The 26,605-nt window shown below is 57.3% G+C and carries 21 protein-coding genes, 1 other RNA gene and 1 pseudogene; 8 read left to right on the forward strand and 15 right to left on the reverse strand.

Going from position 1 to position 26,605, the window contains the following annotated elements; genetic code table 11:
* The first annotated feature begins 62 nt into the window (after nucleotides 1-62).
* The gene (gene proC / locus ACNQPL_RS20240; RefSeq protein ID WP_416467698.1) at nucleotides 63-857 is read left to right on the forward strand and encodes a pyrroline-5-carboxylate reductase; all 795 of its coding nucleotides are present in this window, start codon (nucleotides 63-65) and stop codon (nucleotides 855-857) included.
* A gap of 91 nt (nucleotides 858-948) precedes the next feature.
* Here proC and ACNQPL_RS20245 read toward each other — a convergent pair whose 3' ends face one another.
* Nucleotides 949-1,284, reverse strand: a complete 336-nt coding sequence (locus ACNQPL_RS20245) for a YbaB/EbfC family nucleoid-associated protein (RefSeq protein WP_008093501.1) — start codon at nucleotides 1,282-1,284, stop codon at nucleotides 949-951.
* A 64-nt stretch (nucleotides 1,285-1,348) separates the two neighbouring features.
* Nucleotides 1,349-3,379 (reverse strand): DNA polymerase III subunit gamma/tau, encoded by a 2,031-nt coding sequence (dnaX, locus tag ACNQPL_RS20250; protein WP_416467700.1) that lies wholly within the window; start codon nucleotides 3,377-3,379, stop codon nucleotides 1,349-1,351.
* A gap of 125 nt (nucleotides 3,380-3,504) precedes the next feature.
* On the opposite strand from dnaX, the gene ACNQPL_RS20255 reads away from it, so the two are divergent.
* Complete coding sequence (locus ACNQPL_RS20255) at nucleotides 3,505-4,272, forward strand: substrate-binding periplasmic protein (RefSeq protein WP_416467701.1); 768 nt, start codon at nucleotides 3,505-3,507, stop codon at nucleotides 4,270-4,272.
* A gap of 175 nt (nucleotides 4,273-4,447) precedes the next feature.
* Here ACNQPL_RS20255 and ACNQPL_RS20260 read toward each other — a convergent pair whose 3' ends face one another.
* On the reverse strand, nucleotides 4,448-5,344 hold the full coding sequence (locus ACNQPL_RS20260; RefSeq protein WP_416467702.1) for an EamA family transporter: 897 nt from the start codon (nucleotides 5,342-5,344) through the stop codon (nucleotides 4,448-4,450).
* A gap of 196 nt (nucleotides 5,345-5,540) precedes the next feature.
* Between ACNQPL_RS20260 and ACNQPL_RS20265 the strand changes: the two are divergent.
* Nucleotides 5,541-5,945: pseudogene (locus ACNQPL_RS20265) on the forward strand (helix-turn-helix domain-containing protein); the annotation flags it as partial.
* Between the two features lie 75 nt (nucleotides 5,946-6,020).
* On the opposite strand, the gene ACNQPL_RS20270 reads toward ACNQPL_RS20265, so the two are convergent.
* Nucleotides 6,021-6,293: a hypothetical protein gene (locus ACNQPL_RS20270; RefSeq protein WP_416467703.1), complete on the reverse strand. Its 273-nt coding sequence runs from the start codon at nucleotides 6,291-6,293 to the stop codon at nucleotides 6,021-6,023.
* A gap of 461 nt (nucleotides 6,294-6,754) precedes the next feature.
* On the opposite strand from ACNQPL_RS20270, the gene ACNQPL_RS20275 reads away from it, so the two are divergent.
* The 3 genes from ACNQPL_RS20275 to ACNQPL_RS20285 all read left to right on the forward strand — a co-directional run bounded on the left by ACNQPL_RS20275 (nucleotide 6,755) and on the right by ACNQPL_RS20285 (nucleotide 10,272).
* Nucleotides 6,755-6,949, forward strand: coding sequence for a hypothetical protein (locus ACNQPL_RS20275; RefSeq protein ID WP_346614060.1), 195 nt, complete (start codon nucleotides 6,755-6,757; stop codon nucleotides 6,947-6,949).
* Nucleotides 6,950-7,479: 530 nt separating this feature from the next.
* On the forward strand, nucleotides 7,480-8,790 hold the full coding sequence (locus ACNQPL_RS20280; protein WP_416467704.1) for a tyrosine-type recombinase/integrase: 1,311 nt from the start codon (nucleotides 7,480-7,482) through the stop codon (nucleotides 8,788-8,790).
* 618 nt (nucleotides 8,791-9,408) lie between these two features.
* Nucleotides 9,409-10,272 (forward strand): helix-turn-helix domain-containing protein, encoded by an 864-nt coding sequence (locus tag ACNQPL_RS20285; protein WP_416467705.1) that lies wholly within the window; start codon nucleotides 9,409-9,411, stop codon nucleotides 10,270-10,272.
* A gap of 698 nt (nucleotides 10,273-10,970) precedes the next feature.
* On the opposite strand, the gene ACNQPL_RS20290 is transcribed toward ACNQPL_RS20285, so the two are convergent.
* Together ACNQPL_RS20290 and ACNQPL_RS20295 are read right to left on the reverse strand one after the other, a co-directional pair.
* Nucleotides 10,971-11,627, reverse strand: a complete 657-nt coding sequence (locus ACNQPL_RS20290; RefSeq protein WP_416467706.1) for a hypothetical protein — start codon at nucleotides 11,625-11,627, stop codon at nucleotides 10,971-10,973.
* Nucleotides 11,628-11,865: 238 nt separating this feature from the next.
* On the reverse strand, nucleotides 11,866-12,222 hold the full coding sequence (locus ACNQPL_RS20295; RefSeq protein ID WP_416467707.1) for a hypothetical protein: 357 nt from the start codon (nucleotides 12,220-12,222) through the stop codon (nucleotides 11,866-11,868).
* A gap of 273 nt (nucleotides 12,223-12,495) precedes the next feature.
* Between ACNQPL_RS20295 and ACNQPL_RS20300 the strand changes: the two genes are divergently transcribed.
* Nucleotides 12,496-12,726, forward strand: coding sequence for a helix-turn-helix domain-containing protein (locus ACNQPL_RS20300; RefSeq protein WP_416467708.1), 231 nt, complete (start codon nucleotides 12,496-12,498; stop codon nucleotides 12,724-12,726).
* Between the two features lie 131 nt (nucleotides 12,727-12,857).
* Here the strand turns inward: ACNQPL_RS20300 and ACNQPL_RS20305 are convergent, their stop codons facing one another.
* The gene (locus ACNQPL_RS20305; protein ID WP_416467709.1) at nucleotides 12,858-14,477 is read right to left on the reverse strand and encodes a YecA family protein; all 1,620 of its coding nucleotides are present in this window, start codon (nucleotides 14,475-14,477) and stop codon (nucleotides 12,858-12,860) included.
* Nucleotides 14,478-14,732: 255 nt separating this feature from the next.
* Between ACNQPL_RS20305 and ACNQPL_RS20310 the strand changes: the two genes are divergently transcribed.
* Complete coding sequence (locus ACNQPL_RS20310) at nucleotides 14,733-15,293, forward strand: recombinase family protein (protein ID WP_416467710.1); 561 nt, start codon at nucleotides 14,733-14,735, stop codon at nucleotides 15,291-15,293.
* Between the two features lie 348 nt (nucleotides 15,294-15,641).
* Here the strand turns inward: ACNQPL_RS20310 and ACNQPL_RS20315 are convergent, their stop codons facing one another.
* From ACNQPL_RS20315 to smc, 8 genes are all read right to left on the reverse strand, one after another.
* Nucleotides 15,642-16,766, reverse strand: a complete 1,125-nt coding sequence (locus tag ACNQPL_RS20315; protein ID WP_416467711.1) for an HNH endonuclease — start codon at nucleotides 16,764-16,766, stop codon at nucleotides 15,642-15,644.
* Nucleotides 16,767-17,077: 311 nt separating this feature from the next.
* A complete protein-coding gene (locus ACNQPL_RS20320; protein ID WP_416467712.1) occupies nucleotides 17,078-17,965 on the reverse strand; it encodes a TIR domain-containing protein in 888 nt (295 codons plus the stop codon).
* Between the two features lie 164 nt (nucleotides 17,966-18,129).
* Nucleotides 18,130-18,564 carry a hypothetical protein gene (locus ACNQPL_RS20325; RefSeq protein ID WP_416467713.1) on the reverse strand — a complete coding sequence of 145 codons (435 nt, stop codon included), beginning with the start codon at nucleotides 18,562-18,564 and terminating at the stop codon, nucleotides 18,130-18,132.
* Nucleotides 18,565-18,801: 237 nt separating this feature from the next.
* Nucleotides 18,802-18,999 carry a hypothetical protein gene (locus tag ACNQPL_RS20330; RefSeq protein ID WP_302088503.1) on the reverse strand — a complete coding sequence of 66 codons (198 nt, stop codon included), beginning with the start codon at nucleotides 18,997-18,999 and terminating at the stop codon, nucleotides 18,802-18,804.
* 257 nt (nucleotides 19,000-19,256) lie between these two features.
* Nucleotides 19,257-19,353: signal recognition particle sRNA small type (gene ffs / locus ACNQPL_RS20335), an RNA gene on the reverse strand.
* A 231-nt stretch (nucleotides 19,354-19,584) separates the two neighbouring features.
* Nucleotides 19,585-21,915, reverse strand: coding sequence for an NAD-dependent DNA ligase LigA (gene ligA / locus ACNQPL_RS20340; RefSeq protein WP_416467714.1), 2,331 nt, complete (start codon nucleotides 21,913-21,915; stop codon nucleotides 19,585-19,587).
* A gap of 100 nt (nucleotides 21,916-22,015) precedes the next feature.
* Complete coding sequence (gene zipA / locus ACNQPL_RS20345; RefSeq protein ID WP_346614058.1) at nucleotides 22,016-22,909, reverse strand: cell division protein ZipA; 894 nt, start codon at nucleotides 22,907-22,909, stop codon at nucleotides 22,016-22,018.
* Nucleotides 22,910-23,113: 204 nt separating this feature from the next.
* On the reverse strand, nucleotides 23,114-26,602 hold the full coding sequence (smc, locus tag ACNQPL_RS20350) for a chromosome segregation protein SMC (RefSeq protein ID WP_416467715.1): 3,489 nt from the start codon (nucleotides 26,600-26,602) through the stop codon (nucleotides 23,114-23,116).
* Between the last annotated feature and the right edge of the window lie 3 nt (nucleotides 26,603-26,605).

Genomic DNA, 26,605 nt, shown 5'->3' on the forward strand with positions numbered 1-26,605 from the left:
CCCAACACGGAAATGCTCTTAATCTAGAAATGACACAACAACAACTACACGGAGAGCATCCAATGAATGTGCTGTTTATCGGCTATGGGCGCATGGGCGGCGCGCTGGGTAATGCCTGGCTTAAAGCTGGGCTGATAGAGCGCTTGACCATTGTCGATCCGGGTTTGGCTAAGGATGCCGGGGCTGGCTGTTATGCACGGCTTGAAGAGGTCCCTTACGACCAGGCGTTCCAGCTAATCGTCCTGGCCGTGAAACCCGCCTATGTCACTGATGCACTTCGGGGGCTGAGCGACCACCAGTGCAGCCAGGCCATCGTGATATCGGTTGCCGCTGGTGTTACCGAGGCCACATTGAGCTGTGCGCTGAAGCAGCGCTGCCCGGTAGTCAGGGCCATGCCTAATACTCCGGTACTCGTGGCGGCAGGTTGCACCGGGCTATATGCGAGCGGGGAGCTGGATATGGCGCGCAAGGCTGCCATCAGTCAGCTATTCGAAGCAGTCGGCACGGCACATTGGGTTGCAGAAGAAGAGCAACTTGACGCAGTCACAGCCATCAGTGGAAGCGGGCCGGCGTACTATCACCTGTTTAGCGAAGCGCTGGCACAGGCCGGTGTGAAGTTAGGCCTGGAAGCAGAACTGGCGCGCAAGCTGGCAGCGCAAACTGCGTGGGGTGCTGCCACTTTGCAACATCAGCTACATGCCGATTTCACCGAACTTCGAGCAGCGGTAACTTCACCGAACGGCACGACGGCGGCTGCCATTGAAGTATTTGAAGGGGACGGCAAACTTCGCGAACTGGGGGGTGCGGCTGCCTTTGCTGCACATCGGCGATCAGTGGAGTTGTCCAAAGGCGAGTGAGGGCTGAGGTTGATTGTTCGAAGCATTCAATCAGCAAACCCAATAAAAAAACCGCCACGGTTTCCCAGTGGCGGTTTTCGGTGCAAATGCCTTAGAACGGCATCTTGAAGCCCGGCGGCAGTTGCATGCCGGCGGTCATGCCACCCATTTTTTCCTGGCTGCTCTGCTCGACCTTGCGCACGGCGTCGTTCAGCGCGGCAGCGATCAGGTCTTCGAGCACTTCTTTGTCGTCTTCGTCGGTCGACATCAGGCTCTGGTCGATGCTGACGCGCTTGACGTCATGGCGACCGGTCATCACCACGCTGACCAGGCCGCCACCGGATTGGCCAGTCACTTCGGCGTTGGCCAGCTCTTCCTGCATCTTGGCCATTTTTTCCTGCATCTGCTGGGCCTGCTTCATCAGGCCGGCCATGCCACCTTTCATCATGGGGGTATACCTCGATTGGTTCGTGTGATGCGGCCCGGCGCAGGCCCGGCCGCATGGTTATCGATTACTGGCCCTGGCTGGCCAGGGCTTCTACAGGCTCAATAGTATCCTGCCGCACGGTGGCACCGAACTGCTTGATCATCTGCTGGATCAACGGATCCTGCTCGATCGACGTCACCGCATCCTGCTGGCGCTCGGCGCGCTTGCGCGACCCTGCCTGGGCCGGGGTTTCCTGCTCCGGGAGGATCAGCTCGATCCGCAGGTTCAGGGTGCGCCCCAGGTGCTGGTTGAGCGCCTCGTTCAGGCGGCGTTGCTGGGTGGCGTTGAACAGCGCGCCCTGGCCCGGATCCAGGTGCAGCAGCCAATCGTCACCGTCTGCAGCGATCAACGTACAGTTTGCGGCGATGTTGCCTGTCATACCGGAGACAGGCAACTGCGGGAATAATTCCAGCCATTGCAGGGCCAGGCCAGTGGCAGGCTTGGCGGCCGGCAGCGGCTCGGGCGCAGCGATGGGGGCCTCTTCCTGGACGTGTTCGACCAGTTCGTCCAGGTAGCTGAAGCCAACCGGGTCACTTTCGCCGCCGTAGTAATCCTCATCCATCGGCGGCTCGTCATCACGGTCCATGCCCGCCGGGGCGTAGGCAGAAGGGTCGAATGGCGGCTCGTCATGGATGGGCTGAGCAACGGGCGGTTCGGCTACCGAAGGCTTGGGCTCGGCAACCGGGGCCGGCTCTGGCTCGACGGCCGCGGGAACAGGCTCAGGCTTGGCTGCCGGCTCTTCCCAGGGCAGGTCGATGACCTCCTCTACCGGGGCCGGTTCTGGCTCTGGGTCAGCGACGCTGGCCTCAGGCTCGGCTTGTGGCTGTGGCGCAGGCGCTGCCTCGACGACGGCAGCCACCTCGGCTGGCGGGGGCGCAACCACCGCTGGCGCTGCCACCGGTGTTGCAGGATCAGCTGTGGCCTGGCTGATCCCCACCGGCTTTAGTACCGGCTTCGGCGCATCGTCGGTATCGGCTGGGCGGAACGCCAGCATGCGCAACAGGACCATTTCGAAACCGCCTCGCGGGTCCGGCGCCAATGGCAGGTCGCGACGGCCGATCAAGCCCATCTGGTAGTAGAACTGCACATCTTCGGCCGGCAAGGCCGACGCCAGCGCCAGCACCCGGTCGCGGTCGCCCTGGCCGTTGTCCACGGCTTCCGGCAGGGCCTGGGCGATGGCCACCCGGTGCAGCACGTTGAGCATTTCGGCCAGCACGCCACTCCAGTCCGGCCCCTGCTCGGCGAGGTTGCGCACCGCCTCCAGCAGCGCCCGCGCATCCCCTTCCAGCAGCGCCTGCAGCACACCGTAGACCTGACCGTGATCGAGGCTGCCGAGCATGGCGCGCACATCGGCGGCCAGCACCTTGCCTTCGCCAAAGGCGATGGCCTGGTCGGTGAGGCTCATGGCATCGCGCATGGAACCATCGGCAGCGCGGCCGAGCAGCCACAGGGCATCCGGCTCGAACGGCACGTTTTCGGCGGCCAGCACGTGGCTCAAATGTTCAACCACCCGCTCCGGGCTCATGTTCTTCAGCGAGAACTGCAGGCAGCGCGACAGGATGGTGGCAGGCAGCTTCTGCGGGTCGGTGGTGGCGAGGATGAACTTGACGTAGGGCGGTGGCTCTTCCAACGTCTTGAGCAAGGCGTTGAACGAGTGGGTGGAGAGCATGTGCACTTCGTCGATCAGGTAGACCTTGAAGCGCCCACGGCTCGGCGCGTACTGCACGTTATCGAGCAGTTCGCGGGTGTCCTCGACCTTGGTGCGGCTGGCGGCGTCGATCTCGATCAGGTCGACGAAGCGGCCTTCGTCGATCTCCCGGCACACCGAGCAGGTGCCGCACGGTGTAGAGGTGATACCGGTCTCGCAGTTGAGACATTTGGCGATGATCCGCGCAATGGTGGTCTTGCCCACGCCACGCGTACCGGTGAACAGGTAGGCATGGTGCAGGCGCTGGTTGTCCAAGGCATTGATCAAGGCCTTGAGCACATGGGTCTGGCCGACCATTTCGCGGAACGAGCGCGGACGCCATTTACGTGCAAGAACCTGATAACTCATCGAAAAACCATCGCAGCCTGATCGAGCGGAAGATCGCTAATGCTAGCGGAGCGGGGCCGAAATTGCACCCTGCATGGTTCGTCTACGCTAAGTAACTGGCGCACGTTGTTCATGGAGGATGTGCTTTGCGAAGACTGCTGGCCCTGTTATTGCTCTGGACCACTTGCAGCCTGGCCGATCCACCGGTGCTGCGCTTTTCCGTCGCCGAAAGCTGGAGCATGCCGCTGATGCGCGTCGAGGGCGAGCAGCCGGTCGAAGGGCTGCTGTTCGACCTGATGCAATGGATTGCCCGCGAAGTCGGCGCCCGCCCCGAATACCACGTGCTGGCCCGCCTGCGCCTGCAACAGGCGATGGATGATGGCGACATCGACGTGCGCTGCTATGTGAGCACGCAGTGGTTCAATGACCGGCCAGGGCATTTTGTCTGGAGCATACCGTTGTTCCATCAGCGCGATGTGCTGGTCGGGCAGCCAGGTGACAACGCCCCGACCCGGCCGGAGCAACTGCCGCGGCAGCCCATTGGCACGGTGCTGGGGTACACCTACCCGACGCTGGAGCCTTTATTCGAGCAGGGGCAGTTGCGCCGCGAGGACAGCCGTAGCCAGGAGTTGGCGCTGCAGAAGCTGCAAATAGGGCGTTATCGGCATGCGGTCAGCAATGAGCTGTCGTTGCAGTGGTTCAACCAGCGGCTGCCGGCCGAGCAGCGCCTGCAGGTGCTGGCGGTGCTGGAGGAGCAGGCGCTGGGGTGCATGGTGCGCAACGACCCGACGCTGCCGACGCAGGGGGTGTTGAGGGCACTGGTGCGGATGAAGGAGTCGGGGGAAATCGAGCGGATTACGCGGCGGTATGGGGTTACTGGGTATAGGGAGGGGGTTTCGGCGGCCCGTCCCTGAACAGGCGGCTGAGGGTCCGCCTAGATTAATGTGGCTCATTTGAGATCGAGCGCCGCCCGCGCTGCGCTCGATTTCGACGGTTACACATTGTTCAAGACACACGAGAAGTCACAGGATTCGGATACGCCGAACCTCTGACAAAGGGCATCCATGCGCTTTATATCCACGTTGTAAATTAGCAATTTCGGCGGCCTGTACGCAGGAAACCCGCCAGGCTCTGGGCGTTGACAAAAATCAAAAGACCCAGGAGAACAAAAACAATGGCTATTGTCTTGAATGCATTCATTTGCTCACCAAAGAAGACATACGAGGCAACCACCCCCGACACTGGGACAAGTAGCGACAAAGGCGCAACCTGGGCAGCGGGATACTTCTTCATGAGGTTGTTCCACACCCAATACCCCAGGATGGTCGTGATATAGCTCTGGAAGAGAATCGAGAACGCCGCCTCCGGTGCCACCCCCTTAGTCAGGGTCCTGAATGGTGCCCAACCCTTGACTGCCAAGGTCAGAACGAAGATGGCCGGCACCGAGAACAGGCTCGACCATATGATGAAAGCCATCATTTCGGATGGACGCTTCAGCTTTACCAGCAGGTTGCATAACGCCCAGGCCAACGCCGCGACCAATACCAGAATCACGCCCATCAATGTCGATGACTCAGCGTTCGACAGCAAGATCATCAAACCGCAGGCTGCGAAGGCCATGCCGCAAAGATGAGCCACGTTGATACGCTCGCCCAGCACCGCACTGCTCAGCAAAATTGTGAAGAAGGCACTGAATTGCAAGAATACGGAGGACATGCCTGGAGACAAACCCTGGTACATCGAGAAGTTGACCAACCACCACAACCCGGCGCCGAAAAGCACGCCGTAAAGTGCCAGTACGCCGAACGATATGCCGGATGGACGGCGAATAAAGAAAACTAGAGGAATCACGCAGAAAGAGAAGCGCAACAGTGTCATTAGATAGGGGTCGAGGCTTCTCAAACCCAGCTCGATGACCGAGAAGTTACAACCCCACAGCACGGTCACCAACACACCGGCGACCAGATCCCGCTTGCTCATTTTCATACCTGCGCTCCTTTTATTGCGGCTTGCATCACTGTAATGATGCTTGCTGCGCAAAGATGCAGGACGCGACCTCCACGCCCCGTGGGCTCGGTCCGATAAAATCCGCTCGCTGTAAACATCAGTGTTTAAAGCATGAAGCCGGCGTAAGCACAGTCCCCCCCCTGCCCCAGTAGCTTCTAGATCGCCACATCCCGCAGCAAAATGCACAGGTGTACCTGCATCAACGCTGCGTTATTACGAGAAGATAGGCTTGCTCGAATCACTCGCCAGGCAGGGGCAACGCCGACAGTTTGCAGCTGACGTTGAAGACCGGCTTGCGCTGATCGCATTGGGCCAGGCGGCTGGGTTTTCTCTGGATGAAGTGGGAGCGATGCTGGTCAACCTGCAGGTTGACCGGCAGATGCTGATAGCCAAGGCGGATGAACTAGATGCGCGGATCAGGCAGCTGCAGGCGATGAGCAAGGGGCTGCGACATGCGGCGCAGTGCCCTGAGGAGGATCATCTGGCCTGCCCGAAATTCCAGCGGCTGATGAAGCTTTCGGCGGCGGGGCATGGGAAAAAACAGAACAAATCAGCGCATACGTTGAAGCGCTCTGCATAAACCAGCGAACACCGGAGAGAAGTTGGGACGTAGTTGGAGCGCCCGACAGATATCTCTCCGGTATTTCTTCAGCATCTACCGCTGCCGCTCAACCGCCAGGGCCAAAGCATCCGCCTGCCCCCAGGTAATCTGCATCGCCCGCAACCCATGCTCCAGCTGCTGCCGCGTCTCTTCATCCTCGATCCGCTCAAGCGCCCGCCGGCTGTCGCTGTAGGCGAACATCAGGTAATGGGTGACATTCATCATCACGAACTCAATCGGCACGATGCCGTCGCTGATGGCGCGGGAGAGGGATTTGCCGGGAGGAAGTTCGAAAACGTGTGGTGGATCAGGGACAATTTTTTTCATAACAGCTCCACGTTATCTGAGCTGCGCCCGCCTGCTTCCACGCATGAGGGGTGGCAGCTGTACACGGGGTGGAAGACCAGGCACGTGGGAAACCCAGCAGGTACGAATACCTCCCGCGCACAGCTGCCATAAACGACAACTGCCCGACGTGACCGCTTCCAGGCTTCCACACCCGATCGCTGAACCGACAGCGACCGCAAAAGGCTATAGGGCGAGGTTTCCAGGGACAATCAGACGGGTGTCGACAGAGTGCGTAGGATAATTCGTCAGCAAATGCAAGGTTGTAGGAATGATCCTGTTTTTATGTAAGGGGCTCCCATACACCCCTTCAAAGCCAAGATGGACCACTTGATGAACAGGCTCGGACTACAACTCCAACTGAAGTGAATGATTTCCATAAGAGTACACAAGGCCCAGAATACCTGCACCAAGGCCTGTGCCGTCACCCGGTAAGGTGGCTTATGCTTCAAGATGATCGAGAAAACCTGGAACTGGACAAGCTGCACCTGGAAAATCGCAAGCTCGTGGCAGAAGCTAATAAACTGAGCGCGGAGGCCCGCAAATTGGCACGAGAAACGCGCTGGTATCCCATAGTGGCAGGGTCAGCTATTGCTACAGCCGCCGGAGGCATCTTAGGCCTGATCATCAAGCTATGAGCGCTCTCCCGCCATCCAGACTAGAGGGGAAATCATGTCCGCTCCACACCAACAAAACATCAAGCGAATACAGCGGGACATAATAGAGGCACTTGACGAAGATCTGCGTCGAACAAATAGCTCCTCTCTGTGGGAAGAGTTTCTACTATTTAGCCTTGGAGCAGGATTCACCATTGCCTTGCTGGTCGGCGGCATTCTGCTGCTAGGTTAGCATTGGCACTGGGGAGATGAGACCGAGAGCCAAGCGCGTATGCACATGGTTTTCCGACCCCAGAAATGGAGGCGGCCCCACCAGCCACACCCCGGCACTCGATGTTCCCGCTATGGCTGCTCCCTTCCGGGCCTGACCAGGTCGCATGCAAGCATGCTCGGGAATCAATGCAGGCCTTATGGGGCAAGGGTTTGAAGCTGATGGGGTAGCTCACCATCTACCCATGTAGACACTCAACATGGACGCACAAGACTCGGGGTGTGACCAGAATTGTTCCACTCAATTGGTCCACTTTACTGGTCCACTCTGGTGCTCACCCATGGCCTACATCGTTCGCCGCCAGTCCGTTTACTACCTCAACCTTCGACTACCCAAGCACTTATTCCCCAACCGCCACACCCTTCGCATATCCCTCCGGGTACGTGAGCGGCAAGCGGCCTTGTACCTTGCCACCTCATTGGCTCAGCGGGTGAGCTGCCACCTGAGCGAGCACCCCCTGACACCCTCTGAAGCTTTGAGTGTGCTGTGCATACAGTGGCGTGACTCATCTCCCATGCCCACCTCTCGCGCTGCACTACAGCAAGCTATGGCACCCACACCGAAGCCAGCAAGTGGCGGTCCCACCCTGGCAACCCTTTCTAAGCTTTATATAGAAGAGGGCAAACGCGGTGGCACATGGCGGCAAGGCAGCACCGATGACGTTGAACGCGCACTTACGGATCTATTCGAGCTGATGGGTGATATGCCTGCGTTAGCCTTCGATGCTCAACAAGCTCGCCTACTCAAAGAACGGCTTAGCCGCTGCCCTCAGTACTTCGGCTTACGGCCAGAATTCAAGGGGAAGACCCTGAGGCAAGTGGTCGAGTCGGGTAGCACCTACAAGGCCATCACCGCAGTCACGGTCAACAACCGACTACGCAAGCTCACGGCCTTTATGAACTGGTGCAAGGCGAACGGGTATGTCGCGGAGAACCCTCTGGCTGGGATGAAGGTTATGACAGGATCAGCAAAGGAAGCACGCCTGTCATTTGACCACCATGATCTGACTGCATTGCTGAGCCTTGAGGCACTGCGGAAGGAAGCACGCAAGCACCCCTGGCGTTACTGGCTACCTTTAATGGGGCGAGCTACGGGTTGCCGGCTGGAAGAACTGTGCCAGTTACGGGTTGATAACTTCATCGAGCAACAAGGGATTCACTGCATCCGTGTTGATGACAGTCGTGATGGGCAAAACCTGAAGAACGCTAGCAGTCGTCGGATGATCCCCCTACACCCTGCCCTGCTGGACCTGGGCCTGCTTAAACATGTTGAATCAGTCAAAGCTACTGGCGCTGATCGGGTATTCCCTGAGCTGGAAGCAGTGCGGGGCAAGCTCGGCCATGCTCCGTCAAAGTGGTTCGGTCGTTACAAGACGAAGCTGGGCATCACTGATACTCGCAAGACCTTCCACAGCTTCCGCCACACGCTCATTGATGACCTGCGCGATGCTGGGGTGCAAGACTCGTTGATCAAGCGGATAGCTGGCCATGAAGACGGAGCAGTGACCTTCAGTATCTACGGCAGCCGTAGCCCTCTGAGGGCAATGGCAGAAGCACTTAGCCAGATCAGACTGGAAGCAACAGGACAATAGCGCCGACGACTACGGATCAGGGGAAGCAGGTTAGCCCTCCCCTGACTGCCCCCAGAAGACGCACAAGTAGTACTCAAGGAGAATCACATTACCGTTTAGCCACTGTCTTCACACCCTAACTGCACTCGTGCAGTTGACTCGGGACAGCTTCTTGATAGCATCCATCCCAACGAAATTCAAGTCTTACCAGATGTTCCTCTAGACGCTCTAGCCCCAAGTTTCAAAACCGTCCCAGGCGCAAACGTACTCCACACCAAGCATGACATCATCATCGCAACTTCTTCTGTCGCCATAGTTTCCGGAAGAACCAACTGATCTCAGGTTAGATCCAGACGCATTAATCGATAGCTACTCTTGCTCAATGGATAATAAAGCAACGGTCGCCTGATAACTACCGCATTACCCGACGACGCTCCCAGAGCAAACAGAATCAAACTGTCCGCTTGAAGCTTAGTAGCGCGCAACTGAAACACAACCCAACCAAGCAACTAATACCTAAACAAGCACAATCAGCCCACGAGTTCGCTTACTCAAGCCGTTGGACTACTGATCAGAGCAGGGCTCGTGTTGCCTGCGACACTCACAGACAAGCCTAGCAATAATTACAGGTGTATGCATGTGCGCACCGACGAGCAACCACAAGGAAGTTACCAATTGAAACCTCGCACCACAAATCTCCTTCCCCCCCTGAAACTTGCAGCACTAAACGCACGAATAACTGCCAACACACAGCGATTGCTGAATACCAATACACCGACCTCCCAGAATAGAAAGCCGAAGAGCACGCGAGGACCAAAGCCCAAGACTATCACCAACCCATTCTATGGATTCATCGGACGCGAAACGCAGTGGGGGCGCTATCCCAAGTTTGCGATGGACATAATAGAGGGTATAGCCAGACTTGATTGGCATGACCAGCCAATAGGTACGAACGGTAAATCCATGCCGCTGTCAGTGCGCAAATTAACATTAATTCTGGAAAACCTACCCATCTTCTCGAACGAAGCCATCGAGGACTTGCTACAGCTAAGGGAACGACATGCGAGACGATACTTAAAAGCAGTCCAACTAATAATCCCATGGATGATGAAGAGCCGCCCCAGCTTGCTTTCCCAAGAGATGAATGGCACTCCCATCAAAGTGCTCAGCCGTTCTATAGCAACCACTCATGACTGGCAAGACTGCGATGACGCTAACATCCCAAGCTCTGAGGTACTGGAGAAGCTTCACTATGACCTACGCACACTGACCCAATTCAATAGCATTGAAGAACACGAAGCAGAGTTGAATAACACCCAACATCAGGAGACCACCATCAAATTCCCCGGACGCCAGGAGCACCCAATGAAGTCTAAAGTGATGCAGATGCTGAGGGAAGGTGCTCAGGTCAAGCCCATCTCAAGAGATACAAAGGTCGATCCGAAGACAATCAGAAAATGGCGAGCCGAGGCAGCAGAGCATAAGACCCCACAGGCAGCATAGTCGCCCGCAATGGTTCAGGAGCAGGGAGGGGGGGGGGGGGAGTAATACGGCCGCATATATGTAAGGTGAGTACCAAAGCGAAGCTTTGAGATTAATTACCTCTATGAATTCACTATCGTGGCGGCTTCGCCACAGCAGGATCACTTGTGCCCAAGGCACGAACAATATCTCTAAGCAGCGGAGAAGGGGCAATAAAGCCCCCGCTCTTGATCTTGCTTTAACCTTAACGGGACCCTTTGAATCTATAGCTACGTGACGAACGTCACGGTATATCTACAAGGCTGAGATCAAAAGCTTTGGGGGCTTTCCGCCCTGCCCCCTGCTGCAAACATGCCGTGAGGCAAGATAACAATTCTATCAGCAGAGGGAGATAAGGGCTGTACTGCCCTCCCTCTCTAAGCCTTGATCTCAATCATGCCGAGCGGCATAGATATATTATCGCGTGACGGCGCGTCACAGGTTATAAGAGACCCAAACCAACAATATAGTGGGCTGTTGCTCTCCTGCCCACTACAGGAACCAAGCCGACAGGCGCAGGTTAACTCTTCAACTAGGGGTGGAGTGGGGCAGCACCACCCTGCTCTTCTTCTGGCTTTCACTCAAAGTAATCCGCCGTGACGGCTACGTCACCACATATAAATCACCAGCACTCCCACTTAGCTTTGTGGGGCTTGCGCTCCGCCCCACTGCCTAGCAGCTTACAGAGCTGAAGCACTCTCTAAGGCGCCACCTTGAAGGCCATGATCTGCTGCAAGCGCCTGAAGAGCATTAGAAGCCTGAGCCTCACTAATATAGGGACCTACCCGTATAAACTTAGACGTCTCCGAGGGCACGTCATAACCACTCCCTCGAACCTTATCTGTTATCTCTCTGTACTCCTTGTTAGAGGCGAAGGGCAAAGTCACAAACCATTGCTCTTTACTAACAGTATTTGAATCCACTTGAGCCAGCGACTCCACTTCTGAGCCACAATGCTTACACTTCTTAGCTTGAGCTTTGATCAGCTCTGCACAATAGGGGCAGTCTCTCTGGCCGCTGATAGTTACAACTGCTTGGCCTGTAACCTGATCTGGTGCTACATTTACTTCTTGCCAACCCCTGCGGAGGTAAGAGTTGACAATCATCTTGTTTATGGTTGCTGCATAAGCGATGGTTGCGATAGGTAGAGCAAAGACGATTCCATACCCTCCAGTTGCTAACGAGAAGCCTCCCACCAGAAGCAGCCATAAGAAGAAGTGCCCCCAGAGGCCCTTAAATGCAAGGTAGATGGGACCAAGTAGTACTACCAGCCCAGCGGCTTCTCCGGCCACTTCCTCTACGTGCCCATTCGCTGGATTGCGGAAGGTCCTTGCCATAACAATATACTTTAGGTTCGATAGGTAATTGCCCTAGATGGGCATAGGAAGTCATCGCTGCAACGCATCAGCTTCTTTATCACTTGCCTAGACGGCAGTAAGCCTGAAGATCAGGACACCGGGTGCTGATGCTGATTAACTGGGTGATCAGTTGATAATGGGCTAAGGCCCGCCTTGCCTGCCTTGCTTCAAAAGCGAGGATCAGCCAAGGCAGACCGTCAATAGGGTGATTAAGGGGTTACACGCACACTTCAGGCTTGTCTGCCGTAGCCAAGCCAGGGCTCACTACACAGATGAGTGGGCCTCCTGGCTCAAGGGAAGCCTCTACCGAGCAGATCAAGCCCACGTTTGAAAGGTGAGCAATCGCCATTCCTACGTCCTTCAGCGTCATATCGCACTGATCAGCCACAACGGCCAAGGTAGTCTCCACATGACCGTCGCTATACACCTTTGCCAAAAGGTTCAGCATGACCGTGGCGGCCTTGGGATTGGTCCGGATCACGTCAGCTACATCCCCGAAGAGGGCTCGCTTCATGTACAGGGTGGCCTGACCATTATCGGTTGCGCCATTGCTTGAAGCTTGTTGTTCAATCATCAGTATGTCTCCAGTGAGAGGTAGGTTTGGTATATGGCCTTACGTCTTACGGTCTTACTGGGTTTCTTACTGATTTGACTTACTTGAGGACTTACTGCTCACGCCTCACGTGAGCTGCTGAGTGAAGCTGGCCTACCATGCACACTCGTACCGGGTTGGTAGAGGGACGTAGGTTTAGCCGTCACACCAATCTCCAGAGGCAGAGACAACCTAACCCCCGAATGTCACGATTAGTGTGTGTCCGATTAGATCACATCTCTGGACCATTGGGGAATGCCCGCCCCCCCTCCGTCTCCAGCGCTTCAGCACCAGTTCGGCACCCGCGTCAGGGAGCTGCGTGTGGCTATGGGTATGAGTCAGGAAGCATTTGCTGATCGGTGCGGCTTCGCCAGGACCTACATGTCTCGCATCGAGACAGGGGGTGCCAACCCTTCCATCAACGCCATCAAGGTGCTGGCCGACGCCTTGGGCGTCAGCATCGCGGACCTCTTCGAAGACATGTGAGCAGCACACCTCACTTAAGAACCATACCTGAAGCTAATTGATAGCTATTTAACGGGCCGCCTTGAACGCCTCGGTGGAGTGGATTACTCGCACCACACTCCACGGGATTGCTGGGATTGAAGGCGAAGAGACTAAGCCAGGTCCCCGCCTGCTCTATCATCCATCTGCTTTAGCATCACGCACGCCATGCGGGCACAGTACTCAGTGGCCAACTCCACCTGAGTCAGCGCTTTTAAGTACTCGATATCAGGTGCCTGCCCCATGAACTCAATCAAGGTATCTTTAGCGGTGTTCGAATAGGATTCCCATAGGAAGTTGAACCAGTGCAATTCAGTTCTCGGAGCCGAGCGAGCTGCATTCCTGTCAATGACACCGAAGAAGGTTGCAGGATGCTGAGCGTAGGCATGTAACTCTTCATCGGACAGCGGAATCCTGGTAATAAAACGCTGTTCATTGCTGCACACAACACACCAAGCTTCTCTCTGCTCGGCCATGACGACGCCACTCTCCAGCCTCACCTTCACCAATGCTCCATCTGAGCCTGGAACCTGTAGCAGCTGACCAACCTTAAGCCTAGCTGCGGGCGGACCGCCAATGAATGCATCGGGCTCTCCATCGAACGTCACGGGAATGCGTCTGTGCTTCTGCATCGACTCTAACAAGTCGAAGACTGGGGCGTGTCGCCGCTGAATCTCAACCTGCTGAAGAAGGGTTTTAGCCCCAGGGTGCAGGTCCGCAATATGAAATCCCCATAGGAGCAGACCAGAAGGTAGGTCAACAGCATCAAGATGATGCTCGTGCGGGTCATACGTTACGATGATGTAAGCCTCAGGGAGCGCCTTCGCTAAGGGGTCCAACTCAAACCTCTTGAGCATACCTTCAGCCTCTACCAGAACCACAGGAGTGGGCCGCTTCCTCCCCTCCTCTAAGCGCGCGTCATTCGTGTCGATGAAGACTATGCGGGGATGATCCGAATGCTTGCTCAAGGCTCGACTCATCTGCCTATTGATATTCATCCGCTTGCCTTCTCGCCGCTTTGCTTCAACAGCGTAAATCGCCCCTGATGATGTATGAGTGGCAATGAACTCAACGTGGGTACTACGCCTGTCAGTTTCATCTTGGTGGTCCAAGCTAAAGCCCGCTCGAAGAAGAGCTGCGGCCACTCGCACCTCATAGAGCGCTCCTGGGAAATTGTCAGAGCACTTGATACGGTCGATCAGTAATTGCTGAACCTCCACGGCGTGCTCCAAGCTATAGAGATCGTAAGCCAATCGCATATATGACTCGATGGCCCCTGTCATCGGCTGAGCACTGCCCGGCCCTACGGCTTCAACGTGTGCTCTGGATTGGTCATAGCTACGGGTCGCCCAGTGGAGGATTTTATGCCGCTGCTCCACTGGCTTATCAATCTCGGCATGCCACCATTCAAGACCTAGAACCACCTTGGGGTAGTCATATAGGAAGTCATGGAATGTCCGCCATTTGGCTGAATAATGAATCTTCCTACCAACGGCGACGAGCCTGTGATCATGGAATGTTGAGGATATGATCGGCTTGCCAAGCCCCTGCTGCTCGCGTCGCTGAAACTCTTGTGCCTGATGACGCGAGATCGCTGCTTCTAACGCGTCCCGCATATGTGACCCCTCTACCTGATGCTCCCGGCCTAGGCCATCATCAGTGCCATGGCAGCGCTTGAACTTAAACCCACTTCCGCAAGGGCATGGGGCGTTACGACCTGGCTTGTTAAGCATTCGGGCAGTCCTGAACCTGATCCGCAAGGAGCAGGGATCTGCCTGCGCCCATTATCGGAGAATGATAGACATGTGACGTACAAGCTGGAGGGGCTGATGATGTACAGGATCCGAGTATTCTTTTACCTCTACTTAACCGACCACAGCTGGTGAATACACATAACGCCTGCAACCCGTATTCATTAGGCTTGCTTTTGACAATGAATACAGCCACACTCCCAGCATCTAGAGTCAAATGAATACAGAGACAGGGATATGGCACGAGTTGGGTACATCCGAGTTAGTTCGGCAGATCAGAACGTAGACCGCCAGCTTGACGGTGTTGCCTTAGATAAGGTCTTCACCGAGAAGCTCAGCGGCGCTACCACTGACCGCCCCCAGCTTCAGGCCATGCTGGAATACGTGCGTGAGGGCGACACCATTCTGGTACACAGCATTGACAGGCTTGCTCGCTCTCTGGCGGATCTACTGAAGCTAGTGGAAGACCTGACCAAGCGGGGAGTCCATATCCGCTTTAATAGAGAGCAGTTGGAGTTCACTGGCGAAGACAACCCGACCCAGCACCTGATGCTCTCGATGATGGGAGCTGTAGCGCAGTTTGAGCGAGCTATGATCAAGGAGCGTCAGCGAGAAGGTATCGCTAAGGCTAAGGAGAGAGGCGCCTACAAAGGCCGTACTAAGACAGTGGATGACGCAGCAATACGAGCAGCTATCGCTGGTGACGGAGTAACCAAGGGCTTGTCATTCCGTCAGGCTGCTGAGCAATTGCGTGTAAGCCTGAGCACCATCCAGCGTGCGATGAAGGCTAGTACCTGACTTCACTTAATCCAAACCACTACAATTGTTGAGATGACATTATGGATGATGATAAATCTGCCGCCCTAGCCGACGCCCTGGAGCTGCTGCATCTTAATCAGATCGCACTCAGAGCTTCAGTGGAGGAAGTAAGTACATGGATACGACAGCGGGGCAGCGTGAACGTCCATCATAACGTGATGGCGGCACTAGAAGCACTGGACACTAATTCGGAAGCGATAGCTTCAGCAATAGAACGGCTGCGACCCTAGCGAATCACCGCGTCTGCCATATTTTGAAATTAGCGCCACTAGCGGCGATAGCGCATAGACAAGGTTCTTGACACCGCCCCCAGATGAGGCATCTGCACTACAAAGAAGCCAGATGCATATGACGCTGTAGCTCCTCAATTGTAAGCGCTGGCACTGAGCGATGAAGCATCGCGTGACAATTAGGGCAAACTGGGCGTAGGTCCTGCTCTGGATCCAGATGGTACTCTCCACCGATCTCCGATAAGGGTTTCAGATGATGAACATGTATGAAGTCCTTCCCAAGCCCTCCATAAATCCTTTCAAAGTCGAAGCTACATACAAAGCATCGCCAGCCCCAATAGTTTACACACCTTAACCGAGCCCCTCGGTCCCTTTCATACATCTTTACCAACCTAGTTGAAACCGCCCCCTCTACCACAGTAGCGCAACCTGCAACCTGCCCATCATTCCTAGACACATTAGAACTGAAACTCCACACCACTTTTACAGGAGTGGAATTAACTACATCCGATGGCATTGCTACACCAGCAAATATAAATGGATCCTGATTATCTGAGCGGTAGAATATGAAGACCTGCCCTTGTCGACTCAGAAGTCGCTTGATTGAGGGGTGCTCTAACTTTGAACCATTCTTGCCATACCATACTAACTGATCACCAATGAAATGATTATCATAGTCATGCCCAGTCCTTCCAACACTACCTACGTTACAGAATACAAAATAGTTCCCGGCATGCTGAACGTAACCAGTGAACCAGTCACCCCCTGATGGATGAGGATCAAATCCGAGCACCGTAAAGATGTCCGATCTTGAATACTTCTGCCCCACACTAAACAACAACTTCAATGAACCAACTTCTAGAGCGGACTCGGACACCGAGCAAACACCGACTCCCAAGTCTTGGCCAATGACTTTGTACCCAGCCTTGATAAGCCGGTCTTCTGCAAGAGAGAGCAACTGCTGATCAAAGAATTTAGCCCATTGGCTCTCAACAATAACTGCCTCGACTGAAAGATCAAGCCTACCCTCACTCCACAGCCTTTTGAAACCCTCAGACAGCGCGCCTTTGGAGAGCAGTGATACTGCTGTCCTATAGCCCCCTATCGAACCGAGCATTTTCAAGAAGTCATTAGGCTTGTACTTAACAGCCTGATAAGCCTCTGCGGCCTTATCTCGCAAGAAGGCGGTAAATACTTCGTCTTCCGCAGCAGTCATTGACATAAACCACTCCCTTCAATTACTCGCATTACGAATTCCATCTCTACGTCCTCGCTCAGATCCCACTCTAGCAGCACAAAGTGCCGACCATTACCAACAGCGCCCCAACCCGGCAACAACCTGCTATACTAAAACTAAAGTCAAGCCCCACATGCAAGTTTACTGAGCATTACCAAAGACTCTGCATAACGCCAAGGCAGGACTCAATAACGGGCTAACTCCTCCGCTCACACAAACCATGCGCATCAGCTTAATTACTCGCCCTCTTCATTATGCTTCCGCACCAAGCATTACGGAGAGAAGAGAGGAACCAGTCATTCCCTCGTTATGTCTATGACATGCTCCGGCAGGAATACCACTTGCCCCCCATGATGAAGGTTATCCTGCTCATCCGAACAAACAGGTTGATTTACAAGCCTACCTAATATATATGGGCCAGAGTAACCTGTAACCTCAACCCACATCCGCTCGCAGAATAGCTCATCATCTTCATTCTCATCGAGAAGAGAGAATTCAAACTGAAGCTTGACGACATCGCCCAATTCTAAGTTATACCTATCCGATACTTCCGGAATAATAAATGTCTTAGGGGAGCGCTCATTGCTCGCGACCCCACTCAATAGATGCCACCCCTCAATATCTAGTACGGCCAACCGATGGACAGGCAACTTATTACTTTTAATATTTGAAACTGCTGCAAACGATGGACGAAGCCCGATTGGAGGCGGCTTTAAAGCCGGCTCTTTAAATATCGCACGCAGTAGATCTTCAATCCGCTGATCTTGCACACCGTCATCTCGCATGTCGATGGCGTAGATTCCTGAAAACTGAGGAGGGACTGAGCAATCAGAACCTGGTGCAAACTCACCATCTCGAATAATAGGAATGAATCGCTCTCGCCCCAGACCTGCGGCAATACGCCCTGTGATTATCTGCTGCTCATACCCCACTCCACCAGCCCGCAGCAAAGACTTCCTGCTATAATCCTTAGTGCAAATAATTAAAGCGAAGTCACAACTCTGCGCCTCTACTTCCATAAACTGAGTCAGGCTTTGCCCAGGTGATATATGCCATTGGTCCAGCCTCACATTCACACCATTCATGACCAGCCTTTCAGCTAACCCGCGCACCCACTCTTTATGAGTTTCACTCTCCCATGAATAGGATATAAATACTTTTGGAGCAACTTCTACATCAGTCATTCTCGCATCCTTTGTCATCGTGAAGTACTAAATCCGCCACACGGGAGAGCGGTGCGTTTGGTCTGATAACAGAAGCATATTCGATGACACTATAACTTCCGTTAAAATAAAATCTCAAACATCACCCTGAGCACTACCCATTCCGAGATTGGCCCCTGGTTAATTTAATTCACAGGTATCCAGCCGCTCGACTGATAGCTAGCCCAGATTTTAGTACCAACATAGCTTGCGAGCCCAGCAAGAAGCAATATATTGCGCCAGTGATAATGCAACACCGATTTACGAATAAAGCTTAAGCCGACCGATCGATGAGCCTCAATACCCTCAGGCTCATCCGCATCCAAAGCTTGGGCATTAGCGAACATGATCGCAATCTTGGCCTCAATTCTCCAGAAGCCAAAGGCTGCACTACTGGCAAATGTGAGCAGGCTGACGAGTAACATTGTCTCCTCGTTCAGCCCGAATGGTGCGTATGGGTTAGTCTGTGCAAGGTACGCACATATAGCAAGTGTGGCGCCGAGGATAAATTGATCGAGCTTGTTAGACGCGTCGATTTGCATCATCCCAAGCTGATCTGCGCGCTCATTATCGCTAGCCATAAGCGTCCTTCAAATCAGACACAGAAGGTAAAGCACCCAGAACAGCTGAGTACTGCTAGCTGCGTCTTGTGAGACAACGATTTAACAGAATCAACTAAGCGGAACAGGAGCAGGCTGGGACGACCCACAATCTCTTGAGGGTAACCATGCACCGCTACCCTTCAAGATCTCGAACGGCACATGTCCAGTGCCGACCCTGATAACAGGTAAAGGCAGCCCGGAGCCTGAGTTCCAGCGCTACTTAGTCTGCTTATCGCCCTTAGCTTCCATGAATGCCGCGAAATCGGCAAGCGATACTCCCAGCCACCCCTTGCCATTCTTAGGCGACCAAAGCACACCGCTCGGCTTGACGCGAATATGGCCTACAACCTTACCTTCAGAGTCGACAATTTCATGGTCTTCGAATTTACGCGGGCGGAACGAGTTAACTGCCATACATTCTTCCTTGGTGGACCTTAACAGGCAGCTGATTCTATGGCACCCGACATCATCGTGCCACTACCATAAACCATTGACACGGGAGGCCAGTATCGCGCTCATGCCAACACCCCACCTCGCGGTGGCGTCCAGCAGGTAGGAACGCTAATATGCCGCTCATGGCGCACCACTCAGGTGCACTACGGTACTGGTCCACTTCGAGAATTTAGAGCGAGAAATCCTTGAGAATTCAAGGACTTGCGTAATGGAGGCAGCCCCACCAGCCACACCCCGGCACTCGATGTTCCCGCTATGGCTGCTCCCTTCCGGGCCTGACCAGGTTAACGGGTAATCAATGCGGGGGGACCGGTGGGGCCACCACTACGCGGCTCGCTGAACAGCGAGTGGCGCCATTGTACCGGTCTGGGGAGCAGATACAACCTCTGGGGGAGAAAAAGTCATCATTTCTCAATGACTTGTCCAAATCGAGGGTGTCTGGGCCGGCCTCTTCGCGGGCAAGCCCGCTCCCACAGGGACCTCACTGAGCCTGAGGGCAGTGCAATACCCGTGGGAGCCGGCTTGCCGGCGATGAGGCCGGAACTGTCAGACGCTGATGCCCTGCTCGCCCAGGAACACCACAAACGCATCCTCGTCCAGCACCTTCACCCCCAGCTCGCTGGCCTTCGCCAACTTGGAGCCGGCACCGGGCCCAGCGACTACGCAGTGGGTCTTGCCGGACACCGAACCGGCCACCTTGGCACCCAGGCCTTCCAGCTTCTCCTTGGCGATGTCGCGGCTCATGCGCTCCAGGGTGCCGGTCAGCACCCAGGTCTGGCCAGCCAGCGGCAAACCTTCAGCCACCTTCTTCTCGCTGTTCCAGTGCATGCCGAACGCCAGCAACTGCGCCTCGATATTACGGGCCAGCTGCTGGTTGGCCTCGTCCTTGAAGAACTCACGCACCGCATCAGCCTGCTTGGCCGCCAGGGCCTGGCGCAAGTCGATACCGTCGGCGGCGATGATCTTGTCCAGGCTGTCGAGCTTGGCCACCAGCTTTTGCGCACCGGTAGGCCCCACCGAGGCAATGTCGAGCTTGGCGATCATCCCGGCCAAGGTGGCACTGGCGGCAAATTCGGCGGCCAGCTCCCCCTCGTCCTGCAGCTGCATGCCGCTGGCCAACAACTGCTCGATCACCTGCTGGTTGTGCTCGTCTTCGAAGAAATTGTGGATCTCGTACGCCACTTCCAGGCCGATGTCCGGCAGGTAGGTCAGTACTTGCGGCAATGCCTGCTGCACCCGCGCCAGGCTGCCCAACGAGCGGGCCAGAACCTTGGCGGTCTCCTCGCCTACATCCGGGATACCCAGGGCGTAGATGAAACGCGCCAGGCTCGGGCGCTTGCTGGTTTCGATGGCATCCAGCAGCTTCTTGCTGGAGACTTCGGCAAAGCCTTCCAGGCCGACGATCTGATCGAATTCCAGCTTGTAGAGGTCCGCCGGCGAACGGATCAGGCCTTCGTCCACCAGTTGCTCGACGCTCTTCTCGCCCAGGCCGTCGATGTCCATGGCCCGGCGCGACACATAGTGGATGATCGCCTGCTTGAGTTGGGCGCCACAGGCCAGGCGGCCGACACAGCGGTACACCGCGCCTTCGCTGGTGGTCTCCTTGCCCTTGCTGCGCTTGACCAGCTGAGTACGCTCGACCTGCGAGCCACACACCGGGCATTCGCTTGGCACCTGCACCGGGCGGGCCGCCTCAGGGCGGCGCTCGAGCACCACCTGCATCACCTGCGGGATCACGTCACCGGCCCGACGGATGATCACCGTATCGCCAATGCGCAGGCCCAGGCGGGCAATTTCGTCCATGTTGTGCAACGTGGCGTTGGACACGGTCACACCCGCCACCTTGACCGGCTTGAGGCGTGCCACCGGCGTTACCGCACCGGTGCGGCCGACCTGAAACTCGACGTCCAGCACCTCGGTGAGTTCTTCCATGGCCGGGAACTTGTGGGCGATGGCCCAGCGCGGTTCGCGGGCGCGGAAACCCAATTCGCGCTGGGCCGCCAGGCTGTTGACCTTGAACACCACGCCATCGATTTCGTACGGCAGGCTGTTACGCCGCTCGCCGATGTCACGGTAGTACTCCAGGCACTCTTCGATACCGGCGGCATGCCTGAGCTCGCGACTGATTGGCAGGCCCCACGCCTTGAGCTGCTCGAGAATACCGATGTGGCTTTCGCCGATGCTGGCCGAGACCTGCCCTACTCCGTAGCAGCAGAATTCCAGCGGGCGGCTGGCGGTAATCTTCGAGTCCAGCTGGCGCAAGCTGCCAGCTGCGGCGTTGCGCGGGTTGGCGAACGTCTTGCCACCGGCTGCGGCCTGGGAGGCGTTGAGGCGGTCGAAACCGGCCTTGCTCATGAATACTTCACCGCGCACTTCGAGCACCGCAGGCCAGCCCTCGCCTTGCAGCTTGAGCGGAATATTGCGCACGGTGCGCACGTTGGCGCTGATGTCTTCGCCGGTGGTGCCATCGCCACGGGTGGCGCCCTGCACCAACTGGCCATCGCGATACAGCAGGCTTACCGCCAGGCCGTCGAGCTTGGGCTCACAGCTGTAGTCCACCGCACCGGGTTGGTCGAGCCCCTCCACCACACGGCGGCCGAACTCGCGCAGGTCGGCTTCCTCGAAGGCGTTACCGAGGCTGAGCATGGGCACTTCGTGACGGACCTGGCTGAAGGCGGCCAAGGCGGCGCCGCCGACACGCTGGGTTGGCGAGTCTGGCGTCACCAGGTGCGGGTGCTCGGCTTCGAGGGCCTTGAGCTCGTTGAACAGGCGGTCGTATTCGGCGTCCGGCACACTCGGCTCGTCGAGCACGTAGTAGCGGTAGTTGTGCTGGTCGAGCTCAGCGCGCAAGGCGTGGATTCGGGATTCGGCGTTCATTCTTCAGGTTCTCTTGCAAAGCAAAAGAGCAGCCCTAGGCTGCTCTTGCGCTTGAAACGAAGCGAGCAGGACCGGGGCAAGGTCCGCTAGCTCAATGACATCAGCGTTTCTGGGTCAGCGCACGGCGCTCGAACTCAACGATGCGCTGGCGGTAATGCTCGATGGTCTGCGCGGTCAGCACGCTGCGCTGGTCGTCCTTGAGCTCGCCATTGAGCTCGTGCGCCAGTTTGCGTGCCGAGGCCACCATCACGTCGAAGGCCTGCTTCGGGTGACGCGGGCCTGGCAGGCCGAGGAAGAAGCTCACCGCACGGGTGCTGAAATGGTCGATGTCGTCCAGGTCGAAGATGCCCGGCTTGACCGCGTTGGCCATGGAGAACAGCACTTCGCCGTGGCCGGCCATGCTCTCGTGACGGTGGAAGATGTCCATCTCACCGAAACGCAAGCCGCTTTCAAGAATGTTCTGCAGCAGCGCTGGGCCCTTGAAACCACCTTCGTCGCGGGAAATGACGCTGATCACCAGCACTTCCTCGACCGGCGGCAGCTCTTTGGCGGCGGCATTGCCATTGGCCGTGAACCCGTTGTTGCGGTTGTTGTCGGCGGCAAAGTCTTCGTCGCTGTCAGCGAACAGGTCTGGCTCACGCTGCTCGGCCACCAGGTCCAGGTCGCCCTGCGGCTGCACTTCGGCGGCGCGCTTGGCTCGCTTGCTGGCTTTGGCCGGCTTTTGCTCGCGCTCGCGCTCGCGTTCACGCGCCGGTGCACTGAGCGACGGCAGATCGCTTTCGTCCAGCTCTGGCTCTTTGTGGTTATCCAGCACCCGCGACGGGCCGAGCACTTCAGCGCTGCCCTCTTCGTCGGGCACGTTGGCGTAGCTGCGGTCCAGACGGAATTTCAACTTGCCTTTCCCGCCGCGCATGCGGCGCCAGCCGTCGAAAAGAATACCGGCAATGACAATGATGCCGATGAGGATCAGCCACTCGCGCAGACCGATTTCCATGTAATCCCGTGCCTCTATAAAAATATGCTTGAAAACAAAGGCTTCAAAGCCCTTTAACACGTGGCGCCAACTCTATGTTCTGACAGGCGTTTTACCCACGCAAAAAACGAGTGACATTAAGCTAGCACGACCAAAGACAACTTTACACCGTCTGTCGCACATGACGGGGGCATTTACCTACAGAATCCGCCCAATCTTCCTTCATCAGGCATCAACCATGGCCAGGGCCTCCTCCACATCAACTGCAACAAGACGTGAGCAACCGGGCTCGTGCATGGTCACCCCCATCAACTGATCCGCCATCTCCATGGCGATCTTGTTATGGGTGATGTAGATGAACTGCACCGTTTCACTCATTTCCTTCACCAGCCGCGCGTAACGCCCGACGTTGGCATCGTCCAGCGGAGCATCGACCTCGTCGAGCATGCAGAACGGTGCGGGGTTCAGCTTGAAGATGGCAAACACCAGCGCCAGGGCGGTCAGTGCTTTTTCGCCGCCGGACAGCAAATGGATGGTGCTGTTCTTCTTGCCCGGCGGGCGCGCCATGATCGTCACCCCTGTATCGAGTAGATCTTCGCCCGTCAGTTCCAGATAAGCGCTGCCACCACCGAAAACTTTTGGGAAAAGTGCCTGTAATCCGGCATTTATCTGATCAAAGGTATCCTTGAAGCGGTTTCGGGTTTCCTTGTCGATCTTGCGGATGACGTTTTCAAGGGTGTCCAGCGCCTCCACCAGATCGGCATCCTGAGCGTCGAGGTAGCGCTTGCGCTCGGACTGCTGTTCGTATTCCTCGATCGCCGCCAGGTTGATAGCACCGAGGCGCTGGATGCGCGCATCGATCTGCTCCAGTTCCTGCTCGGTGCCCTGCTCGCTGGCATCGGGCTCGACAGTGGCGAGTACCCCTTGCAAATCGTAGCCGTCGGCCAGCAATTGTTCCTGCAGGGTTTTACGTCGCACATCCAGCCCCTGGTTTTCCAGGCGCAGCTGCTCCAGTTGCCCGCGCAGCAGTTGCGCCTGTTGCTCGGCCTGGGTGCGGCGCTTTTCGGCCTCGCGCAGCGCGCGGTCGGCTTCGTCCATGTGCAGGCGGGCCAGGCGCATTTCCTCGTCGACGCTCATGCGCCGCTCCAGCAGTTCTTCAAGCTTCAGGCGCAGTTCTTCTTGCGGCGCCTCGCCCTCCTCCAGGTTCAGGCTCAGTTGCTCCTGACGCTCGCTCAGGCGCGCGGCCTGTTGCTCCAGGCGCTCCAGGGCCTGGCGTGTGGAGTCGTGCTGGGCGCGCAGCGAGCCCAGGCGTACCGCCAACTGGTGGGCGTGATCTTTGTGCTGGCGAGCTTCCTGGCGGATGCGGTCGAGGCCTTCGCGCAACGTGTCGCGCCGGGCCATCAACTGCTCGCGCTGCTCGGTGTCCTGGGCCATCAGGTCCAGGGCGTCCTGCAATATCAGGCGCGCCTCGCCCAGCTGTTCATGCTCCAGGGCGCGCTGTTCCTGGAGTTCGCTCAATTCTTCATGCAGGCGGCGGCGGCGCAGCTCGACCTGCTCGGCGCGGGCACGGCTGGCACTGAGGCTGGCCTTGAGTTCGCCATGCTGACGGCTTTCGTCCTGGGTGCGCCGGCGCAGCTGTTCGCGCTGCTCCTCAAGGCCCGACTGCTGCTCGCGCAGTACCTGCAGCTGTTGCTCCAGCTGCTCCAGCGCGGCCTCCAGCTCCAGCTGCTCCTGGCCAAGACGCTCGATTTCCTGCCCGCGGGCCAGCACGCCGCCCTGGGCGTCGCCACCACGGCTAACGCGCAGGAAATGCCGGCCCACCCAATAGCCGTCACGGCTGACCAGGCTCTGCCCATCGGCGAGGGCGGCGCGCAGGGCCAGCGCCTGGGCGAGGTCTTCGACCGGTTTTACCTGGGCCAGCCACGGCGCCAGGTCGACAGGCCCCTCGACCTTGTCGAGCAGGCTGCCCGCCTGGCGCGGCCCTTCCCCGCCGGCCAGCAGCAAGCGCAATTCGCCCTGTTCCAGGCCGGCAAAGTCGAGACTGTTGAATTCATCCAGCAGCACGGCCTGCAGGTCGGCGCCCAGCACCGTTTCCACTGCCAGCTCCCAACCCGGCTCCACCCGCAACCCTTCGGCCAGCCGCGGCCGTTGCTCCAGGCCTTGCCCGCGCAGCCAGTCGGCGGTCCCTGCGCCTGGCTCCAGCGCGGCTTGCTGCAGTGCTTCCAGCGAGGCCAGGCGGCCACCGAGGCGCTGCAGGTCGCCCTGCTGTTGCTGTTGCGCGTGGACCGCCTGCTGCAGCTGCGCGCGCAGGCCTTCAAGGCCCTCGACCACCTGTTCCTCCGACAGCTGCAACGCCTCCAGCTGCATCTCGCTGGCGGCCAGCTGTTCGGAGAGCTCGAGCATCGCGTCACCCTGCGGGTCGGCGCCGAGCTGGTCGCGCTCCTCGCCAAGCTTGCGCTGGCGCTCGGCCATGCGCTCCAGGCTGGCTTCAAGTTGCTGCAGGCGCGATTGCTGCACTTCGGCCTGGCGGCGCGGCTCGGCGGAGCGGGTGTTGAAGCTGTCCCATTGCTCTTGCCAGCCGTGCATGCCCAGTTCCGCTTCTTCGAGGGTGGCAGCGGCCTCTTCGGCAGCGGCCAGGGTCATTTCCTGCTCCGGCTCGAGCATGGCCAGCTCTTCGCCAAGGGTGGCCAGCAGGGTACGGTCGTGCCCCAGGTGCGACTCGGTCTCGAGGCGCGTGCGTTCGGCTTCTTTGAGGTCATCCTGCAACTGGCGCAGGCGCTGCTGGCCGTGCTGGATGCTCTGCTCGACGCGCGCGATATCACCGGCCACCGAATAGAAGCGGCCTTGAACCTGGTTGAAACGTTCGGACAGTTCGTGATGGCCATCACGCAGGCGCTCGATGCTGGCATCGGCATTGCGTTGCTCGGCGACCAGCGCCTCATGGGCGACATCCTGGTCGCCGATCACCGACTCGCGTTGACGCACGCGCTCATCCAGGTCGCGCCAGCGCAGGGCCGACAAGCGCGCCTTCAGCTGGCGCTCCAGGGCCTTGTACTCACGGTATTTTTCGGCTGCCTGGGCCTGGCGGTGCAGGCGTTCGAGCTGGCGCTCCAGCTCTTCGCGCAGGTCGGTCAGGCGTGCCAGGTTCTCCTGGGTACGGCGGATGCGGTTCTCGGTCTCGCGGCGGCGCTCCTTGTACTTGGAGATACCCGCCGCCTCTTCGATGAAGTTGCGCAGCTCTTCGGGCTTGGCTTCGATCAGCTTGGAGATCATGCCCTGTTCGATGATCGAGTAGCTGCGCGGCCCCAGGCCGGTGCCGAGGAAGATGTCGGTGATGTCACGCCGGCGGCACTTGGTGCCGTTGAGGTAATAGGTGTTCTGCCCGTCGCGGGTGACCTTGCGCCGGATGGAAATTTCCGCGTAGGCGGCGTATTCGCCCAGCAGCGTGGTTTCACTGTTGTCGAAGACCAGCTCGATGCTGGCCTGGCTCACTGGCTTGCGGCTTGTGGAGCCGTTGAAGATGACGTCGGTCATCGACTCGCCGCGCAGGTTTTTGGCCGAGCTTTCGCCCATCACCCAGCGCACGGCATCGATGATGTTGGACTTGCCACAGCCATTGGGGCCGACCACGGCCGCCATGTTGCTGGGGAAGTTGACCGTGGTGGGGTCGACGAACGACTTGAACCCAGCCAGGCGAATGCACTTGAGGCGCATCGG

It is taken from the genome of Pseudomonas sp. LFS044 (assembly GCF_047978245.1).
In the GTDB taxonomy this organism is placed as follows: Bacteria; Pseudomonadota; Gammaproteobacteria; order Pseudomonadales; family Pseudomonadaceae; genus Aquipseudomonas.

Bases quoted from the DNA above. Each gene is read 5' to 3' on its own strand.
- proC (WP_416467698.1), top strand. From the start codon at position 63: ATGAATGTGCTGTTTATCGGCTATGGGCGCATGGGCGGCGCGCTGGGT.
- ACNQPL_RS20245 (WP_008093501.1), bottom strand. From the start codon at position 1,284: ATGATGAAAGGTGGCATGGCCGGCCTGATGAAGCAGGCCCAGCAGATG.
- dnaX (WP_416467700.1), bottom strand. From the start codon at position 3,379: ATGAGTTATCAGGTTCTTGCACGTAAATGGCGTCCGCGCTCGTTCCGC.
- ACNQPL_RS20260 (WP_416467702.1), bottom strand. From the start codon at position 5,344: ATGAAAATGAGCAAGCGGGATCTGGTCGCCGGTGTGTTGGTGACCGTG.
- ACNQPL_RS20270 (WP_416467703.1), bottom strand. From the start codon at position 6,293: ATGAAAAAAATTGTCCCTGATCCACCACACGTTTTCGAACTTCCTCCC.
- ACNQPL_RS20275 (WP_346614060.1), top strand. From the start codon at position 6,755: ATGCTTCAAGATGATCGAGAAAACCTGGAACTGGACAAGCTGCACCTG.
- ACNQPL_RS20280 (WP_416467704.1), top strand. From the start codon at position 7,480: ATGGCCTACATCGTTCGCCGCCAGTCCGTTTACTACCTCAACCTTCGA.
- ACNQPL_RS20290 (WP_416467706.1), bottom strand. From the start codon at position 11,627: ATGGCAAGGACCTTCCGCAATCCAGCGAATGGGCACGTAGAGGAAGTG.
- ACNQPL_RS20295 (WP_416467707.1), bottom strand. From the start codon at position 12,222: ATGATTGAACAACAAGCTTCAAGCAATGGCGCAACCGATAATGGTCAG.
- ACNQPL_RS20300 (WP_416467708.1), top strand. From the start codon at position 12,496: ATGCCCGCCCCCCCTCCGTCTCCAGCGCTTCAGCACCAGTTCGGCACC.
- ACNQPL_RS20305 (WP_416467709.1), bottom strand. From the start codon at position 14,477: ATGCTTAACAAGCCAGGTCGTAACGCCCCATGCCCTTGCGGAAGTGGG.
- ACNQPL_RS20310 (WP_416467710.1), top strand. From the start codon at position 14,733: ATGGCACGAGTTGGGTACATCCGAGTTAGTTCGGCAGATCAGAACGTA.
- ACNQPL_RS20315 (WP_416467711.1), bottom strand. From the start codon at position 16,766: ATGTCAATGACTGCTGCGGAAGACGAAGTATTTACCGCCTTCTTGCGA.
- ACNQPL_RS20320 (WP_416467712.1), bottom strand. From the start codon at position 17,965: ATGACTGATGTAGAAGTTGCTCCAAAAGTATTTATATCCTATTCATGG.
- ACNQPL_RS20325 (WP_416467713.1), bottom strand. From the start codon at position 18,564: ATGGCTAGCGATAATGAGCGCGCAGATCAGCTTGGGATGATGCAAATC.
- ACNQPL_RS20330 (WP_302088503.1), bottom strand. From the start codon at position 18,999: ATGGCAGTTAACTCGTTCCGCCCGCGTAAATTCGAAGACCATGAAATT.
- ligA (WP_416467714.1), bottom strand. From the start codon at position 21,915: ATGAACGCCGAATCCCGAATCCACGCCTTGCGCGCTGAGCTCGACCAG.
- zipA (WP_346614058.1), bottom strand. From the start codon at position 22,909: ATGGAAATCGGTCTGCGCGAGTGGCTGATCCTCATCGGCATCATTGTC.
- smc (WP_416467715.1), bottom strand. From the start codon at position 26,602: ATGCGCCTCAAGTGCATTCGCCTGGCTGGGTTCAAGTCGTTCGTCGAC.